Here is a 17,860-nt window from a genome sequence, read left to right as displayed (position 1 = left end):
TCATCTCCATCCCAAACAGATGATAATGGGTAGAATTGGTGCGTTTGGCTCCACAGACCAGCAGTATGTAGAGGTCTCGTCGATGCCGTGAGCAGTTGGGCTTAGCGAAGGATCACGTGAACCGACCCGGTTGCCCCGCGCGCGTCGATCACGGTTAGCGTTGCAAAACCTGATTCGGACGGTTGCCAGACGAAGCGCGGGCGCAGGGCTTCCTGTGCCACCGGCCTGCCGTTGACCATCAGCCGGTAGGGCCTTTGTCCGCCGGCGAACTTGATCAGAACCGGCCTAGGCCTATCCGGCGCGCGCTCTCCCACGCGCAGGTCTGCACCATCTGGGGGATAGAGGATTTGCAGGGATTCACGCCTTGCCTCGCCGCGTCCGCGATCAACCCGTGCCCGGGTCAACGGCCCGGGCAAGGCCTGCCGGCCCGGTTGAAGGGTCCCATGCGGGGCATCGGGCAGCCGAACCCGTTCCGGCCCGAGCCGGTTGAAAACCTCAAACAGGATCGGTGTTGCCGCAGACGCTCCGGACAGGCCCGGAACCGGCGAACCATCGGCCCGCCCGGCCCAGACACCGGCAACAAACCGCCCATCGAAGCCAATCGCCCAGGCATCCCGGTATCCATAGGCGGTGCCGGTCTTGTAGGCGATCGCTTGATCGCCTGCCGCCATCGGCTGAGGCAGTCCGGACAGGATGTCCGCCACATGCCAGGCAGCGCGGCCGGACAGGACCGGCGTCTGGAGGGGCTTCCCGGTCCGCCTTGCTGCTCCGGACGCACCGCTGCGCTCCAGTGTCAACGTGACCGGTTTTCCCAGACGGGCGAGGCTGGCATAGACCGACACAAGATCCTCAAGGGTCAGACCAAGCCCGCCGAGTGCCGTTGCAAGACCCGGCGCCTTGCGCGCGGAAAGCCTTGGAGCGGTCCCTGCCCGCTTGAGCCGTGCCATCAACCTCGCCGGACCGACAGCATCGAGCAGCTGCACAGCCGGTGTGTTGAGCGACATCTGCAGGGCTTCACGAACAGTGACAGTTCCCTGATACGCCCGGTCGAAATTGGTTGGCTTGTAGCCGCCAAAATCCACCGGCCGGTCCTCGACCAGGCTTTCGGGGTGGGCAATCCCGTCTTCAAAGGCAAGCCCGTAAATCAATGGCTTCAGCGTCGAGCCCGGAGACCGGACAGCGCGTGTCATGTCCACATGCCCGGCCCGGTTTTCATCCAGCAGACCGGGAGAGCCGATCGAGGCAAGAATATCACCCGTCCGGTGGTCCGCCACAATCACCGCCGCCGACAGATGTTTGCCAAGGGCGGCCACCCGCGACCGCAGCAGTTGCTCAAGCCCCTGCTGCAGGTCGCGATCAAGCGTCAGGCGCAATACCGGTTCACCGGGATACGCGCGAATCACCTGCCGGGTCTTGTGTCCCGCAATCAGCGGCATCTGCCGCCAGATGTCGGGCAAACGGTCCGCTTCGGCTGCAACCGCTTCGTCTTGCGTGATCGTGCCTGCAGCAACCGCCTTGCGCAACACCCGCGCGCGCGCCTCGCGTGCAGCTTCAGGAAAGCGGTCAGGTCTGCGGGCTTCCGGAGATTGCGGCAAGGCCACCAGCAAAGCGGCCTCCGCCAAAGTCAACCGGCGCGGCTCCTTGCCAAACCACACAAGGCTTGCCGCACGCACGCCTTCCAGATTGCCGCCGAAAGGCGCTCGAAGACTGTAAAGCCCGAGAATGTCCTCTTTTGAGTAGAGACGCTCGAGCGCCAGAGCCTCGACGATCTGACGGTATTTGGCGCCAGGCGTTTTCGTCGGCTTTTTCGCGAGAAGCCGGGCTGTCTGCATGGTCAGGGTCGAGCCCCCGGAAACGATCCGGCCCGCCGTTGCACTCTGGAAGAGCGCCCGCAGCATCGCCCGCCAATCGACCCCGGCATGGTCAGAAAAGCGCTTGTCCTCATAGGCCGTCAGGACCTTGAAATAGAGCGGATCAATCCCGTTTAGCGCAACCGGCAACCGCCATTTGTCATCCGTGGCCAGAAAGGCGCGCAGCAACCGGTCCTTGCGGTCAAGCACCACCTGCGATACCGGCGGCGCGGGCAGGGTCATGGTTTTTGCCTGTTGCGAAACATCGAGATGGAGTTTTGCGGCCCCCGCCCCAAGGCCAACGGCAAGCACGGTCAGGGATGCGCCCGCTGCAAATGCCGCTTTTTTCAATCGCCCTGACACCGTACCGGCCGCCATCGTCCCCATCCCGGCGCCCGGCTAACGATCCGCCGAAAGAACCGTCAACCGCCCCGCAGAGGTGTTGGCCCTGCGGTCCGGCCGGTACATGTCCTCCACAGATGCCGCCGGATGAAAGAAATCACCGGGGCTTGAAGCCCGTGCCAGATAGGCAAATGTCATCTCCGGGCTGCCGTTTTGATGCTCGTCCAGAGCAACCTCGAACCGGTCACTGCGGAACACCGCATGGTCCGGCTGATCAATGGCCGCCAGGAAATCCAGCCCGGCGAGATCACCGGAGCGCACCAGACGCGGATTGTCGATTGAGAGCCCCGCCGGAATGCGGTCCACGACCATCAGCCGCGCCTTGGCATCAGAGAACGGCCGAACCGTAACCACAACGGCGATCCGTGTGTTTAAGGGAACCGCCGAAGGGTCGAGCCGGTTGCCATCAAGATCAAAAAGAACCCTCTCGATTGCATAGTCCTTGCCGCCCGCAGGGTCTGGCGAGACCGGCTGGCCGGAGATCGTCACCAGCATGTCGGCCGGTTGGCTGGCGGTGTTTTCGACAAGAACAGGCGCATTGGCGAGCTCCGCGCCGGAATACTCCCAAAGAAACCGGCCATGTGCCGGAATACCGTTGACCGCAATGGCATCCTTTCCGGCCGACATGTTCAACCCATCGGCGGCGAGCAGCATCCAGGCCATATCCTGTGTCGAATAGGCGCGGGCATTTGCCTGTGCTTCCCGAACGTAGCTGGTGGCCTGCTCGCGGAACGGTGCGGCATCGGGTGTTGCCGCTGCATAGGTCAGAACGCCTGCGCCATCGCGAAGCGGCGAACCATAGTCATCATAGGTGCCGTTCGGCGGCCGCGACCCGAGACCGGCAACCGCCGCACTGAAGGCCGTTCGCGACCGGTCCTGCCCGCCATAAAGCGCAATCGCCGCGCCCAGCTGGGCTTTGGCCAGTGGCGTGTCGAACGCGGCGAGTTTGGCGTCAATATAGTAGCGAAGATCGCCCATAGAGGCGCGGCCGTTTCTCGCCAGAACATAAAGCGCGTAGGCGATGCCCTCCCCGCCATTTTCCACGTCGCTCGCATAGGCAATCCGGTTTTCCAGATTGTCGAGCGCGTTGGTGAAGCCCGTGTCCTGAACCCGGTAGCCCTTTTCCCGTGCCCTTGTCAGGAAATCCGCCACATAGGCGTCGAGCCACAAATCGCCGCCATTAAAACTGTTCCAGAGGCCGAAAGTGCCGTTGGCAGACTGGTTGGCAAGCACATTTTCAATCGCGGCCACCACCCGCTTGCGAATGGCGTCATCCGTGCCAAGACCTGCGGCTTCGGCCACTTCATTGAGATAAAGCAGGGGCAAGGCGCGGCTGGTGGTCTGTTCCGTACAGCCATAGGGATAACGGTCCAGCGCTTGCAACAGGCCCGCCACATCAATCCGCGCCGCGCCTCCGGTGGTAACCGTGACTGACGCCGTCTCGGGCCGAAGCCCGGCAAACGTGTTCGCGTCCAGTGTGAGGCTGTTGCCACCGCCGAGGGTGAACACTGACCGGCGCACCGAACCAGGCGAGGTATCGCGCACGTCGAGCGCAAGAGTTTCGCTGTAGACTGCCCCGTCCGGCCCGGTCAGGACCGCCGTGACCTCACCTGTTCCGGTCGAATTGCGAGCAGCAACTGGAAGGCCGATCTGATGCCGCCCGCCATCCTCAAGCATGATCCGTGATGCCGCGCCGGTCGGCGGTGCCACGTCCAACGGCCCGTCTGCGTGGATGTCGAGCGCATAGGCTCCGGCCGGCCCGTCAACATTATCCAGATCGAACAGGATACGGCTGCGGTCCCCCGGCGCCAGAAAGGCCGGTCCGCTCGAACTGATTACCAGCGGGCTGCGCACCTCGACATCCTGCTCGGCATGACCGACACCTCGTTCCGACCAGGCGACAACCATCAGCCGCACCGCGCCGTTAAAGGCCGGAATATCAAACGAGACTTCCGCCTTGCCGTTTTCATCCAGACGAACCGGGCCGGAAAACAGCGCAAGCGGCTCGTCATCGGGCGGCGGCGCGTCAAGACGCAGCGCACCCGCATCCCCTCCGGACCGGACCCGCCCCCTTGCACCGGTCATCCGGTCGATCAGCTGGCCATAAAGGTCCCGGATTTCGGTTCCAAGCCGCCGCTGCCCGAAATACCAGGCCTCCGGTTCCGGTGTCTGATAACCGGTCAGGTTCAAGATGCCGGCATCCACCGCGGCGACCGTGACAAACGCCTCCGTTCCTGCAGCAAGATTGCCGATCTCCACCGCCACATCCAGCCGGGTTTCGGGCAGGATGCGATCAGGCGCACTCAGACCCACGGACAGCTTCCGGTCACCCGGTTCCACCTGCAGCCAGGACAGCCCGACCGCACGGGAGGGCATCTGCCGCGCCTCAAGATCCATCGGGCGGAACAGGCTGGCCATGACATAGGCCCCCGCACCCCAATCGTCCGTGACCGGGATCGTGACTTCCGCCGTTTCACCGGTCACCTCTATCGTCTGGGTCGAGACAACCCCGCCCGCCATCACGGCAATTGTCGCAATGCCCGGCCCCTGCGTTGTCAAGCGCAAGATGGCCCTGTCTCCGGGCCGGTAGGTCTTGCGGTCAAGCCCCACCTCCAGATAGTCGGGCGTTTCCGATGTGGCGTCCGCTGCATACCATCCGGCGTTGAAATCAACGCTGGTCGCGACCGGAACCGGCCCCGTCCCGACGATTTCCAACCTGTAACTGCCCCAGTCAACAGGCAGGGACAGTTTCGCCGGCTGATCGGCTGACACGTCCAGAGTGCCATTGGCCACCCGGCGATTGATGGTGATCGGTTCATATCTCCAGCTTCCGTCGAGCCGGTACCATTGATAACGCCGGTCGAGCTTTTGCAGGCTCCAGGACAGGCCTTGTCCGGAAATCCGGTTCAGGTCCTTGTCGATCAGGATGACATCGAACGGCGCAGGCCCTCCCTCGTCGACACCGCCGTCGAAACCCGGCTTGATGCCGATGCGTGCTCCGTCTCCGGTCACAGGCAACTCAAGACGCCGCTCCACATAGCGCCCGCCTGCCTCCACCAGCCGCGCAACAACGTCCCCCTTGTAGAGTGCAGTTGTTTCCGGCAAGTCCGGCAGAGTGATCTCGAAGTTCAGGTCTCCGCCGGCATCAGTCGCCAGCCCTTCAGGCAGGCTGCCGCGTACCGGATAGGTTTCCGTATCGGCAAGCCCGAACCGATATCCCGGATAGGCCGTGAGCTGCCGGGACGGGGTGACGATCACGTCCCCTTCCAGACGCTGTCCGGAAGCGGGCGCACCATAGAGAAACCGGGCCTTGAGGGATACACGAGTCGACGTTTCCCGGCTCAAAGCACTTGCCGCTGTCTCAAGCTCAAAATCGACGCGCTGCGGCTGGTAGTCCTCGACCAGAAAGGTCTGTTGCGCAAGTGCGGGCTGTTTCGGATCCAGATGGACGGCAAAAGACCAGACGCCTTGCTGCGCGGTGCCACTTAGAACCAGATCCAGAAAATGCCCCCCAAGCCCAGCATCCTGAACGATCTGGCGGTCATGCTCGACGCCGTCAGGCCGGTAGACGATGACTGTCAGCGGCAGACCCGGCTGCGCGACAGCCTTTGCGTTGCGCAAAAGCGCCTGAATATGCACCATCTCACCGGCCTTGTAGATCCCGCGATCCGTCCAGGCGAACACGTCGAGAGGCCCCGGGGCCGGACGCCCCTCTACACCGCGGTCGCTCAAATCGAAGGCGGGCTTCTTCAGATCGAGAAATGCATAATCTCCCTCTGACGTTTCAGCCACCAGAAGGCCGGGCGACAGGCTGCCGGGCCCGCGCACCAGACCTGCGCCGAATTGGGCAAAACCGCCCGCATCCGTCCGTGTTTCACCCAGAACCTCGTTATTGACCGCCAAAAGCCGCAGGGTGACACCGCCGATCCCCCTGGCAGTCGTCAGGGAGCGGATATTCGCAGTCAGGCCGTTGCCGCCGGAATAGGTGCTGATGCCGAGATCGGAGACCAGAAACCACTGGGTCGCAAGCTGTCCCCAGTCATCGGTCACATCCAGCCGGGACCGTGCGGTCATGGCATATATACCGGGCTGGAGGTCCAGCTGCATATCACTCAGAGGCATTGCCGTGGTAATCTCGGCATTCAGGCGGTTTTCGGTTTCAATCACCCCGGACCAGATCTTTTCACCAAGATCCTGCTCGATCTGATCGGCCTGATAGCTGCCGAGCTGACGCAGGAACTTGCCGTCGCGCACGGTTGCCGCAAGTGCGCGCTTGCCGATCCGGTAGACCGCCGTATCAACTTCCGACGTGTTGACCGACACAATCGGGATGGTCGGATCTCCACCTGCGGGCAAAACATAGGCACGCCCGAGGAAATGAACCGTTGGAGCCCGGTCGCGGACATAGACGGACAGGTTTGCTGTTCTTTCGAGGATTTCGCCATCGGCTGCAGGCAATCCGCTTCGCGCGGAAATCCGATAACGCGCACCATGTTCGACGCCGTCAATGCAAACCTGACTGTCCTGCCCCTCGACCGCCAGGGTTCCCGCCCCCTGAACACTGACATAAGGAGCGTAGTCAAAGGCCGGAGCCAGACGGCTGGAAAAAACCAGACAGATGCGCGGCGCGGCCGTATCTGCGTCCACTTCATGGCTGACAATCCGGAAGCCGTGCTCGGCAACCATCCGGTCGTAGCGGCGGCGCAGATTCGGTTGCTCCTGCAAGGACAAGGACTGCCGCAACGCCTTGATAGCCGGTTTCCAGTCGTTCTGCTTGGCCAGCGCCGCACTCAACAGCTCAAGCGCATGCGCGCGCTCGGAATCGGAAATCGAACGCAGGTACATATTGATCGCAGATGCTATTGCATCGTCGCCAACCCTTTGCTGCGCTTGCCAGTCACGCGGATTTTGCGCCAGCAAGGCCTGCGTCAGGTCACTCCAGGCCTGAAAATCATCTGGCTGAAGCGCAATCACACCTGCAAAATCCTGTTCAGCCAGAGCAGGGTTGCCGTCGAACATGGCAGTCTGACCGTTGCGGCGCATTTGCGCCAGCTTCTGACCGGAAACACGTGCTACATCAGAAATGCGCAGGGCATAAGTGGTTGCCGCTTCCATCTGGTTCGGGCTGACAAACCCGAGTTCGGCCTTGCGGTCCGCCTGCCGGGGCTCGCGGGGCTGATTGACTTCCACCACCCGCCCGGCAATTGCGCCCTGAAATCCCTGCAGCTGACCGTGATCGGCTTTCAGAAAACACCAGCCTGCAGACGTATTGAAGGTAAAGGCCCGGCAGATCTGGTCGGACAGACACGCCGCCTCGCAAGCCTGCAGGTCCGTATCCTTGAGGGTGCGGTAATCACCGCCAAAAAAATCCGCATTTTCTATGGTGACGATCCGCCGGTCCTGCGCCGCGCCCAGATCCGGTGCGAGGCTCGCCATCGCGACTGCCAGCGCCGCGAATGCGCCGCCCAGACTTGTCCTGCCCGCTGCGCGCACGGCGCGGCGTCCCATCCCATAGGCCATTGCTCAACCTCCCGGTGCACTCGGAGCATTATGGGACCACGACGCGGCGCCCTTGCCAAGACGATTTGGCCTACGGAAAACCCTTATCGCAATTTTACGAGGTGCCGTTCAAATGGCCCAGAAACTCTTCGAGCAGCGCATGTATCTCGGTGGCGGCCTTGCCGGAAGGCTCAACTTCCATCACCGTGCGGCCTTTCCCCATGGACGCGGCGAAGCCCGTGCGGTTGCCAAGCCGGGCGGAAAGCGCCGGATAACCGGACTCATTCATGGCCGCTTCCATTTCATGGGTAAGCGAAGCCCGCGGCGGCACCCGGTTCAACACCAGAATGGCAGGCGTGTTCTCCCGGGCGGCAAGCTGAAAGGTCTGTTCGGTTGCCCACACATCAACCGGGGTCGGCTGGATCGGCACAATGACATGATCGGCAGCGTCAATTGCCGGTTTTGCATCGACATCGGTCTTGGGCGGCGTGTCGATGATGACAAAGGCGTGGTCGCGGGAAAGGCTTCTTGCCTCGCGCCGGGCGCCCCAGCCGGACGCGGTCCGGAACTCCAGACCGGTCCGGTCTTCGCCGAGCTGTTCCTCGCGGGTTTCGAACCAGGTGCCGAGCGAGCCTTGCGGATCCACGTCGAGCACCGCCACCGGCCCGTCGGCGCGCATCGCCAGCGCCACCGCGAGATGCGCTGCCAGAGTGGTTTTTCCCGAACCGCCCTTTTGCTGCGCCACTGTCAGAATGTGCCCGGACATCACTTCCCCCAACATGCTGATTTGCCAGCTATAGTGCGATGCAGCGAAATCCTTGGCAACACTCCTTTGCAGCCGCGCAACTCATCAACGGCTTTTTGAACCGCCAAAGGGTCACTGGCGGGGGCCGTTACCGCCCGCCAAGAGCGTAGTAGATGTTCCATGCGGGACGTCCGGTGACCGGCATGCCGTATTTGGCCTCGGCCTTGCGAATGCCGTCACGGGTCTTCGGCCCCACCTTGCCATCGGCTTTGCCGACGTCGAAACCATTGCGATTCAAGAGTTTCTGCAATTCCAGACGTTGCGCGCGGGAAAGCCCCGGATTGTTGGTTGGCCACGGTGTCTTGAATGCCTCTCCGCCCTGCACCAGCTCGGACAGGAGCGCAATTGCCAGTCCATAGGATGTCGAGGCGTTATAGGACCTGAGTGCATTGAAATTGCGCGTCACCAGAAATGCCGGTCCGTTCGCACCTGCAGGACGAATCAGTGCAGCTTCCGTGTTTCCGGAAAGCTTGCCGCCGCCGACAAGCCTGAGCCCCCTGGCATTCCACGTCGAGAGCGGGGCACGCTTCTTGAGGCCTGACGGACCGGAATAGCCGCCCGGTACACGCACCTCATAACCCCACGGCCGCGAATCACGCCACCCGGCATCCTTCAGGAAATTTGCGGTCGAGGCCAGAGCATCGGGAATGGAGTTCACCAGATCCTTGCGCCCGTCGCGGTCGTGATCCACGGCGAGTGCGGTATAGGTGGTCGGCATGAACTGCGTCTGGCCGAAGGCCCCGGCCCAGGACCCCTGGAACTGGTTCATCGGCACATCGCCGCGGGAGGCAATCTGCAGGGTCTTGATCAGCTCGCCGCGAAAATATTTCGAGCGGCGGCCACCCGCGCACGCCAGATTGGCCAGGGCATGGGGCGTATAAAAATCGCCGCGAAACTGGCCATAGTCGCTTTCAATACCCCAACCGCCAGCACCACATGCTTGTCGACCCCATAACGTGCCTCGATCGATTCGAGCGTCCGGCCATGCTTGCGCAACAGCGCCTTGCCGTCCTTGATCCTCTCTGCATCGACCAGAAAGGCCATGTAGTCCCAGATTTCGGTCTTGTATTCCGGCTGGCTGGTGGAGAAGCGGATGACCTTTTCATCGTATTTCGCGCCAGACAGCATCTTGTCCGCCACTTCCGGGCGGACACCGGCTGCAATGGCCTGCTTTTTCAAGGAGGCAACGCAATTTTGAATGGCTTGTGCGGGTTGTGCGAAGAGGCCCGCTCCCGCAGTCAACGAAAGTCCCAGGATAAACAGAGCCCGTCTTCCTATCATCACTTCCCCGTCCTCGACCTTTCTGAACCGAAGCCAGACACAAGCATGCCAAGCATGTGCCGGGATTGATGCCAAGGTTTTTGACATGAAAAACCGCCGTGGTCGACAACCACGGCGGCATTATTCTTCCCCAGCGTTATTTTGATCACTTTCCTTCGATCAGCTTGCGGCGCAGCCAGCCGGATGTCTGGTCCATCAAGATCACCACGACGATCGTCAACAGAATGATATAAGTGGTGTTTTCCCAGTCGCGGGACGTCTTGATGGTCTCGACCAGCAACAGACCGATGCCGCCGGCCCCAAGCGCGCCGATGACCGTCGCCGAGCGGGTATTGGACTCCAGATAGTAGAGCACCTGAGACACGAACACCGGCAGGATTTGCGGGATGACGCCGAATCGGTAGCGTTGCACCTGGCTCGCTCCCGTCGCCCGGACACCTTCAACCTGCTTGTTGTCGATGTTTTCGAGCGCTTCGGAGAACAGCTTGCCGAGCGAACCCGTATCGGTGAAGGCAATCGCGAGCGCTCCGGTAAGCGGCCCGAGACCGAAAGCCCGGATGAAGATCAGCGACCAGATCAGCATGTCGATCCCGCGCAGGAAATCGAACAGGCGCCGGATACCGAACCGCACGATCAGGGACGGCGTAAAATTGCGCGCCGCCAAAAACGCCAGCGGCAGGCCGAATAGCGCCGCAGTCAACGTGCCGAGCACCGCCATCATGATCGTCTCGAACAGGGCAATGAAGACTTCGCGGTGCTGCCAGTCCGGATTGCTGAGGAACTCGTCCAGGATCAGCGACATGTTGGACTGGTCCGGGTCGATCCGTTCATTCGACAGCGCTATCGCCCAGAGCTCGGAAAACGGCAAATCATAGAACTGGGAGTGGAACGGGAACCAGAAATTCTCCCAGCCGCCGAAGTAGTTGTGCACCTCGATCTTGGACCGGGTGACCTGCAAGCGCCGGTCGAGCGTCGGGCGGGCATCGAACTTCCTCGGATTGTCGAGGATCCAGTCCGGCACCGGTCCCGGCGGCAGCACCGTATCGACCCCGGCATCCGTGGCCGTCACCTTGATCGTACCATAGCCGGGCACGGTGAAATGAACCACTTTTCCGGCAATATCAACGAGATAGCCCTTGCCCAGATCAACCACCGCATCCTTGCCCGTCACCTTGACCCAGTCCGGCAACTTGTCGTGGTCATAGGTCGCCCGGCGTTCGCCTTCGATTGCCACTTCCATCTTGTCGCTGCGCAGCAGCTTGGTGACATGGACCTTGTAGGCGACCGAATCGGTGCCGAGGATCACGGCGCGTTCCGGCTGGGCCCTGGCCAGCAGATCGGGCACGCCAAAGGCAAACCACGTATAGGTCAGATAGGCCAGCACCGCGAGCGGCACGCCGACGGTGAGCAAGGCCCGGCGGCGCACATTTTGCCAAACGGTGTCACGGTCAAAAAGCGGTTCGTCAAACGTATCGACAGCCATGTCAAACCTCCTCAATGGGCCCGGCCGGCGCCGACAAGCTTGCCGCGCAGATAGGAAGACACCTGATCGATCAGCATGATCGTGACAAACAAAAGCACGAAGATTGCGGCTGTCTCGTCGCCAGCCCCCTGCCCCCAGCCAATCGTGCGCCGGAGTTCCTGCCCGATACCGCCAGCACCGACAAATCCGAGGATCGCGGAAGCGCGCACATTAATCTCGAGCCGCAGCAGGAAATAGCTCAGATAGTTCGGCGCAACCTGCGGCATCACCGCGTAGCGAATACGCTGCACCCAGTTCGCCCCGCAGGCGCTCAAGCCCTCGATCGGCTTGCGGTCGATGTTCTCGTTGACTTCGGAAAACAACTTGCCGAGGGCACCTGCCGTGTGAAACGCCACCGCGATCATCGCCGGGATCGGGCTGGAGCCGAGCACGAAGATCAGGAACAGCGCGATGATCAACTCGGGAAAGGCGCGCATGATGTCCATCATCCGGCGCACGGCCGGGATCAGCGGTCCCCAGCTGTCGACATTGCGGGTCGAGGCCATGGCAAGAACCACCGCCATCGCGCCACCAAGCAGCGTTGCAACACCCGCGATGTTCAGGGTTTCCAGCATGGCCGGCAGGAACTTCAGGATCAGCCCGAAGAAGGCGGGCCCCGCCTCCCAGGCTTCCACGACGATCTCGCCCGGATAATCGAAAAACTTGGTCAGGCCCTGCAGGAACCCGCCGGAATTCATGTCATTGGACTTGGAATAGCCGGACACAAGAACGGCAACGACCAGCAGAACCCCTATGAGCGAATAAAGCTGGCGGCGTTTTCGTAAGGAGAGAATTTCCTCCTCGAGCGCGGCGACGGCCATTTCAAAAATCCCTTATGGAAGTCAAACTTTCAAACCGGTCCGGCAGGACAGGTTCCGGATAGGTCCTGCGTCGTGTCATCCCGGTCAGGCAGGGCGCAGAGCCGGGAAAACCACCTGAGGCCCCGTCACAACAACGATCCGCGGTTCACGCGCAAGGACAGCCAGATTTCAAGGAAAACGCGGACCGGAGAACCGGCCCGCGTCTGTCCATCTGCAAGAACGCTTAGTTGTTCTTGGCTTTACGTGCTTCGATGATGGTCTGGTAAGCGGCGTGGTTGATAGGTGCCAGACCCTTCACTTCGCCAGCCATGACAGAGTAGGCACATTCCGGATCCATCGATTCCAGGGAAGCCATCAGACCGACCACGTCGAGCTTGACGCGCTCCGGCAGTTTCTTGGACAGAACGATCGGTCCTTCCGGGATCACCGGCGACTGCCAGATCTGCTGAAGCTCGGTCATGTCGACCAGACCGGCGTCGGACGCCTTGCGCAGGGCGCCGGAGTTGTAGCCGTCTTCCCATTCGCCAAGGCCGTCGGCCCAGGTCACACCGGCGTCGATGTCGCCATTGGCAACGGCAACGATGGTCTGCTCATGACCACCGGTGAAGGTGACATCTCCGAAATAGTCGCCCGGCTCCATGGAGTAGCCGAGTTTCGGGATCTCGATGGACGGGATCAGATAACCGGAGGTGGAGTTCGGGTCACCGAACCCGAAGACCTTGCCCTTCATGTCGTCGAGGGAGTTGATTTCGCTGTCAACGCGGGCAAAACCGACGGAATAGTAGCCGTAGCCACCATCCGTGTTGATCTTGACGAGAACCGGCTCGACCGCTTCCGGGTCGGTCAGGTAAACCTTCGCGTAGCCGGACGCACCGAGCCAGGCCATGTCGAGGTTGCCGCCGAGCAGACCTTCGATGACACCATTGTAGTCGGCCGGAGCGAACAGCTTGACCGGAACGCCGAGCAGATCGGCAGCGCGTTCTTCCAGGCACTCATAGGCGCGCAGGCGGTCGGAGGCGTTTTCACCGCCCAGAATGCCGATGCGGAATTCGGAGATTTCCTGCGCCTGAGCACCAGACACGGCGATCATGCTGACTGCTGCAAGCGCAGCAAACTTCGAAGCAACGTTCATGTGGGACACTCCCCCGTGATAAAATGAGTCGATGACGTTGAAAGGCCGGCGCGGGATCAGCCCGCCGCCGCTGCCGCCGGGGTCATCGCACCGGCGGAATTGCGAACCGGAGCCGCGGCTCCGTCGATGGCGGTCGATGTCGCCGCCTCGTTAAAGCTCTCGTCAGCCCCATAGATCTCGCGGGCGGCGCCGGTCGACAAAAGCTCTGGCGCCCCGTCAAACACCACCTTGCCGTCACGCATGCCGATGACCCGGTCGCAATAGCTGCGGGCGGTATCGAGTGTATGGAGGTTGCAAAGCACGACCTTGTTGTCGCGTTCATGGATTTCGCGCAGCGCATCCATCACGATCTTGGCATTCATCGGGTCGAGCGACGCTATCGGCTCGTCCGCGAGCACCATGGACGGGTCCTGCATCAGGGCCCGGGCAATCGCGACCCGCTGCTGCTGGCCACCGGAGAGTTCCTCCGCCCGCTTGGTCGCTTCCTGTGCGATCCCGAGCCGGTCGAGCGCGGCCAGTGCCGTGTTCACATCGTCCTTTCCGAAGATATTGAACAGGCTCTTGAGCGTTCCGTGACCGTTGAGACGGCCGAGCATGACATTGGTGACCACATCAAGGCGTGGCACCAGATTGAACTGCTGAAAGACCATCGCGCAGTCGCGTTGCCAACGGCGCATGGCGCTGCCCTTCAGGCGGAGAATGTCCTGTCCGTTGAAAACGATGCGGCCGCCGGTTGCCGGTGTCAGCCGGTTGATCATCCGAAGAAGCGTCGACTTGCCCGCTCCAGAGCGCCCGATGACGCCAATCATCTGCGGTTTTTCGATCGCGAAGGAGACCTTGTCCACCGCTGTACGCGTGCCAAAAGTCTTGGTGACGTTCTGGAATTCAATCACACCCGGCCCTGCCCGTTTGCCCACTGTTGGGCGCCACAAGAGCCACGGCTGTATTACAGACAAATGACAAGGGGCGATGAAACGCCGGACATTTCGGCGTCTAAATTAATGCAATGATTAAAACCACTTGGAAAAAATCACCTTATTAATTTGCCGGGTAAGTTATAATCTTGAAGGTGCCGTTGCGGCATCCGCGTCAATCCATTGTCCTGCTCGCAAACAGTTGCCCGAAAATTCATCGATCTGTCTTGAAATTGTTGCATTGGCCGAAGCCGGCGCGGTTAGGAAGTCGGCTCACAATCCGGAACACAGGAGCACCGCATGTCCTCGCCCGCCGAAATACCCGATCTCACATCCGAGCCAAACATTCACACCGATGCGGTCGTGATCGGTTGCGAGCTCGGACACTGGACCGAAGTCGGTGCCTTCACCGAAATGCGCGAGGTTCGGATGGACGACTATTCCTACATTGTCCAGGGCGGTGAAGTGGTCTGGACCACAATCGGCAAGTTCTGCTCGATCGCGCGCAATGTCCGGATCAATCCGGGCAATCACCCGACCTGGCGCGCGTCCCAGCACCATTTCACCTATCGCGCCGCCGCCTATGGCCTTGGAGAAGATGACAGCGAATTTTTCGAATGGCGGAAAAAGAACTGGGTGACGGTCGGCCACGACGTGTGGATCGGACATGGCGTGACCGTGCTGGCCGGGGTCTCGATCGGCACCGGAGCGATTGTGGCGGCCGGTGCCGTCGTTTCAAAGGATGTTGCCCCCTATTCGGTTGTCGGCGGTGTCGCCGCCAAGCCGATCAAGCAGCGGTTCTCCGAAGCCCAGGGAAACGCCCTTCTGGAGATCGCCTGGTGGAACTGGGACCATGCGACGCTCAAACAGCGCCTGCCCGACTTCCGGTCCCTGCCGATCGACGCATTCATTGAAAAATACAGGTAGCCGCCCCTGATCCGGGCCGTTCATCCAGCGGGCTTTGGAACCTTCAAAGCGTTGTTGGCCTTAAGTTTCTTCTCAATCTCAGCCACCATCTTCTCTACGTTTCCGAGTTCCTTCGGGACGTTTTCACCATGCTTCCTAATCAGGGCTTGAGCGGATTTCCTGCCTCCGCTCTTGTCCCCGACGGCAATGGCAGCGGCTGTTTCGACAACCTCTTTTACCGACTTTTTCGGCAGTTTGAGTTCTGCCGTCAACTTCGCGCCACTGATGTTCTTTGACACAAGATCCCTGTAGGCAGTGCTTTTTTGAAACTCGGCAAACAAGGATCCCAGCTCTGCAACGGCTTTCTTCAAAACATCCTTGAGCACACTCAACAGAAAGACGTTTTGAACCAGCTCCCTGGACGAAATCTTGTTTAATTTTTCCGGGCTGGTCAGCAAGATGTCGTTTCTGGCCAGAAAGCTCGCCTTGTTGATTTCCTTGAGATCGTTCCGGTCAAATCCATCACACTTTGGCGACGTCAGCTGCAAGTGGGTTTCAAAAACCTTGTCGAGCGATTGGCCGCCCAAAACCGCCTGATACAGATTGATTTTTCCCCGCTGCTTCAGCCATTTCAGGAAGGCTGCTTTGGTTTTTGTGTCCAACTGCGCATGCAGTTTCAGAAAGCTCATGTTTTTCCTGCCGATGAAAACGTCGATACGAAGTTGAGTGCTGCAGGTCAGGTAAAAGGTTCATCCCTTCGCAAGACCGCCATCCCCTTGGGCAGTGAAGGCATTTGGCCGAATGATATCTCGCCGGAAGTCTCGTTTCGATGGGGCGCACGCGTTTAAATGCGTGCCACGCTGCTCTTGCCGGGGCACTTTTCGCAACCCCTCAACAACGTGCCCGATTGACCGCCGGGCGGCCGCATCGCTATCCTGACGGCACAACCGGAGACCGCAACCCATGGCTTGCTTGAACCGCATTACCCTTTATGTGCGCGATGTGGACGCGGTTGCGGACTTCTATCAAGAGCACTTTCGGCACAAGGTTGTGCGCGAGGATAATGATCGGCTGGTGGAACTGGTCCCTGCCGATGACAACGGCTTCACCCTTCAGCTTCATCCGCTTGCAAAGGGCCGCAAGGCTGGCCAGTCGCTGGTCAAGCTCGTCTTCAGCGTGCACGACGTGGAAGCCTTCTGCAGGCAGAGCGCTCGCCGCGGCCTCGTTTTCGGCCCGATCCATCCCTATCCCGGATATGCGTTCGCAAACGCCAAAGACCCGGCCGGCAATGCCATCTCTGTCTCCAGCCGGGCCTACAGGAATGCGTCCGAGAACGGGCAGGAGAGCCTGCAGCCGGTCCAAGACGGATAGGACACCTCATGCAGCGTCAAATGCCCTTCACCGACACAGCTCTTGGGGCCTGCCTGCGCCGCTGGCGCATGCTCAACCGCATCAAGCAGGATGCACTTGCACGCGAGCTTGGTGTTTCCCAGTCCAGAATCTCGCGCTGGGAAAGCGGCAAGGCGGTTCCATCGGGTCAAGACCGGCTGCGTGTCTTGAGACTGCTGCGCGCCCAGCCGGAAACGGCCGCAGACCAGGCCCTGCTCGAACTGGTGTCACAGGCCTCGACGCCGGTTCACCTTGTATGTGACTTGACCCATCGGCTTCTGGCCCTGTCCCGTCCCCGATCTGTTGAATGGAAGAATGCTGGCGCGGCTTTGATGAACCAGCCGCTCTGGCGCTTTGCAACGGACGAAATCCGGGCAATCGAAGACCGCCTCGGGGAACTCGGCTGGTATGACCCCTTCGGACCCGACATTACATACGAAACTCGACGGGCCGAATTTGCCGAAGTCACGATCCCGGCAAGCCGCATCCGGATCTCGCGTCTGCCCCTGTCGCAGGGCGGTTTTGCCCGGCTGGTCAGGAGCATCTGACGGGCATGCGTCCCGTTTGCATAAATTATGCAAGCCCTGTTCAGTGGCTGTTTCCTGCCCCATATTGCCCGCATGACCCAAGACACCTATCCCAATCCGGTGATTGATCCCGACGATCACTTGCCGCGGAAACTCGCGTTCCTTCAGTCTTCTGAACGCTTGAAAGACACAATAAGGTCCGGCACGACCCGGTCGGGCCGCGCCGAGAGCACCGCCGAACACAGCTGGCGGCTTTGTCTTCTCGTTCTGTTGTTCGAAGAGGAGCTTCACGACGTGGATCTCCTGAAACTTCTCAAGATCTGCATCCTCCATGATCTTGGCGAAGCGGAGTGCGGAGACACGCCTGCTCCGCTTCAGGATCCTGAAAGCAACCGGACAGCGATGGAACGCAACGGATTTCAGACGCTGTGCGAAGCGTTGCCACCTGAATTGGCCCGGGCGTTTCTGGCGCTTTGGGACGATTATGCGGGGGCGAGCAGCAAGGAAGCGCAGTTGGCCAAAGGGTTGGACAAACTGGAAACCATGCTTCAGCACCTGCTGATGCCCCAGCAGGACGCTGCGTTCTACCGTTTCAACCTCACCTACGGACGCGATCACACGGACCGCTTCGACCTGACCCGGCGCCTGCGCGCATTTGTCGATAGCGGGACGAGGGACAGGCTCGCAGGTACCGGCGAGAAGATCACTGCGCCACGGCCAACGGCACCGCCTCTGGCCTGAACACGCGGACCTCCCGCACGCGGCCGCGCTCGATGCGAATGACGCTGCCGCTTTCGACCTCCTGCCATGCA

The 17,860-nt window shown here is 61.0% G+C and carries 13 protein-coding genes and 1 pseudogene; 5 read left to right on the top strand and 9 right to left on the bottom strand.

Going from position 1 to position 17,860, the window contains the following annotated elements:
- Positions 1–101 precede the first annotated feature (101 nt).
- From pbpC to phnC, 8 genes and pseudogenes are all read right to left on the bottom strand, one after another.
- The gene (gene pbpC / locus E1297_RS10605) at positions 102–2,228 is read right to left on the bottom strand and encodes a penicillin-binding protein 1C (protein ID WP_244327717.1); all 2,127 of its coding nucleotides are present in this window, start codon (positions 2,226–2,228) and stop codon (positions 102–104) included.
- Positions 2,229–2,249: 21 nt separating this feature from the next.
- Positions 2,250–7,772, bottom strand: coding sequence for an alpha-2-macroglobulin family protein (locus E1297_RS10600; RefSeq protein ID WP_155137779.1), 5,523 nt, complete (start codon positions 7,770–7,772; stop codon positions 2,250–2,252).
- 94 nt (positions 7,773–7,866) lie between these two features.
- Positions 7,867–8,517, bottom strand: a complete 651-nt coding sequence (gene parA / locus E1297_RS10595; RefSeq protein WP_155137776.1) for a ParA family partition ATPase — start codon at positions 8,515–8,517, stop codon at positions 7,867–7,869.
- A 127-nt stretch (positions 8,518–8,644) separates the two neighbouring features.
- Positions 8,645–9,837, bottom strand: a pseudogene (locus tag E1297_RS10590) (lytic murein transglycosylase).
- Between the two features lie 145 nt (positions 9,838–9,982).
- On the bottom strand, positions 9,983–11,320 hold the full coding sequence (gene phnE, locus E1297_RS10585) for a phosphonate ABC transporter, permease protein PhnE (RefSeq protein WP_155137773.1): 1,338 nt from the start codon (positions 11,318–11,320) through the stop codon (positions 9,983–9,985).
- Between the two features lie 11 nt (positions 11,321–11,331).
- Complete coding sequence (phnE, locus tag E1297_RS10580; RefSeq protein ID WP_155137770.1) at positions 11,332–12,180, bottom strand: phosphonate ABC transporter, permease protein PhnE; 849 nt, start codon at positions 12,178–12,180, stop codon at positions 11,332–11,334.
- A 223-nt stretch (positions 12,181–12,403) separates the two neighbouring features.
- Positions 12,404–13,312 carry a phosphonate ABC transporter substrate-binding protein gene (gene phnD / locus E1297_RS10575; RefSeq protein ID WP_155137767.1) on the bottom strand — a complete coding sequence of 303 codons (909 nt, stop codon included), beginning with the start codon at positions 13,310–13,312 and terminating at the stop codon, positions 12,404–12,406.
- Between the two features lie 56 nt (positions 13,313–13,368).
- Complete coding sequence (gene phnC / locus E1297_RS10570; RefSeq protein ID WP_368669516.1) at positions 13,369–14,205, bottom strand: phosphonate ABC transporter ATP-binding protein; 837 nt, start codon at positions 14,203–14,205, stop codon at positions 13,369–13,371.
- 321 nt (positions 14,206–14,526) lie between these two features.
- Here phnC and E1297_RS10565 point away from each other — a divergent pair, with 321 nt between their 5' ends.
- Entirely contained in the window at positions 14,527–15,153 is a 627-nt protein-coding gene (locus tag E1297_RS10565; protein WP_155137761.1) for a chloramphenicol acetyltransferase, read from the top strand.
- A 20-nt stretch (positions 15,154–15,173) separates the two neighbouring features.
- On the opposite strand, the gene E1297_RS49115 is transcribed toward E1297_RS10565, so the two are convergent.
- On the bottom strand, positions 15,174–15,590 hold the full coding sequence (locus tag E1297_RS49115) for a hypothetical protein (protein WP_196223270.1): 417 nt from the start codon (positions 15,588–15,590) through the stop codon (positions 15,174–15,176).
- A gap of 117 nt (positions 15,591–15,707) precedes the next feature.
- On the opposite strand from E1297_RS49115, the gene E1297_RS49110 reads away from it, so the two are divergent.
- The 4 genes from E1297_RS49110 (at position 15,708) to E1297_RS10545 (ending at position 17,789) form a co-directional block, all read left to right on the top strand.
- Positions 15,708–15,980, top strand: coding sequence for a hypothetical protein (locus tag E1297_RS49110; protein WP_196223269.1), 273 nt, complete (start codon positions 15,708–15,710; stop codon positions 15,978–15,980).
- Positions 15,981–16,095: 115 nt separating this feature from the next.
- A complete protein-coding gene (locus E1297_RS10555; RefSeq protein ID WP_155137755.1) occupies positions 16,096–16,503 on the top strand; it encodes a VOC family protein in 408 nt (135 codons plus the stop codon).
- A gap of 8 nt (positions 16,504–16,511) precedes the next feature.
- On the top strand, positions 16,512–17,069 hold the full coding sequence (locus E1297_RS10550) for a helix-turn-helix domain-containing protein (protein ID WP_155137752.1): 558 nt from the start codon (positions 16,512–16,514) through the stop codon (positions 17,067–17,069).
- Between the two features lie 27 nt (positions 17,070–17,096).
- Complete coding sequence (locus E1297_RS10545; protein ID WP_368669515.1) at positions 17,097–17,789, top strand: HD family hydrolase; 693 nt, start codon at positions 17,097–17,099, stop codon at positions 17,787–17,789.
- Positions 17,790–17,860: the final 71 nt, after the last annotated feature.

Source organism: Roseibium sp. RKSG952, from assembly GCF_009711355.1.
Note: the sequence above shows the minus strand (reverse complement) of the source record. Positions and strands in the feature narration are given on the sequence as shown.

Coding starts and splice junctions, on each gene's coding strand:
- E1297_RS10600 (WP_155137779.1), bottom strand. CDS start 7,772: ATGGCCTATGGGATGGGACGCCGCGCCGTGCGCGCAGCGGGCAGGACA.
- E1297_RS10550 (WP_155137752.1), top strand. CDS start 16,512: ATGCAGCGTCAAATGCCCTTCACCGACACAGCTCTTGGGGCCTGCCTG.
- parA (WP_155137776.1), bottom strand. CDS start 8,517: ATGTCCGGGCACATTCTGACAGTGGCGCAGCAAAAGGGCGGTTCGGGA.
- phnE (WP_155137773.1), bottom strand. CDS start 11,320: ATGGCTGTCGATACGTTTGACGAACCGCTTTTTGACCGTGACACCGTT.
- E1297_RS10545 (WP_368669515.1), top strand. CDS start 17,097: ATGCAAGCCCTGTTCAGTGGCTGTTTCCTGCCCCATATTGCCCGCATG.
- E1297_RS10565 (WP_155137761.1), top strand. CDS start 14,527: ATGTCCTCGCCCGCCGAAATACCCGATCTCACATCCGAGCCAAACATT.
- pbpC (WP_244327717.1), bottom strand. CDS start 2,228: ATGGCGGCCGGTACGGTGTCAGGGCGATTGAAAAAAGCGGCATTTGCA.
- phnE (WP_155137770.1), bottom strand. CDS start 12,180: ATGGCCGTCGCCGCGCTCGAGGAGGAAATTCTCTCCTTACGAAAACGC.
- E1297_RS10555 (WP_155137755.1), top strand. CDS start 16,096: ATGGCTTGCTTGAACCGCATTACCCTTTATGTGCGCGATGTGGACGCG.
- phnD (WP_155137767.1), bottom strand. CDS start 13,312: ATGAACGTTGCTTCGAAGTTTGCTGCGCTTGCAGCAGTCAGCATGATC.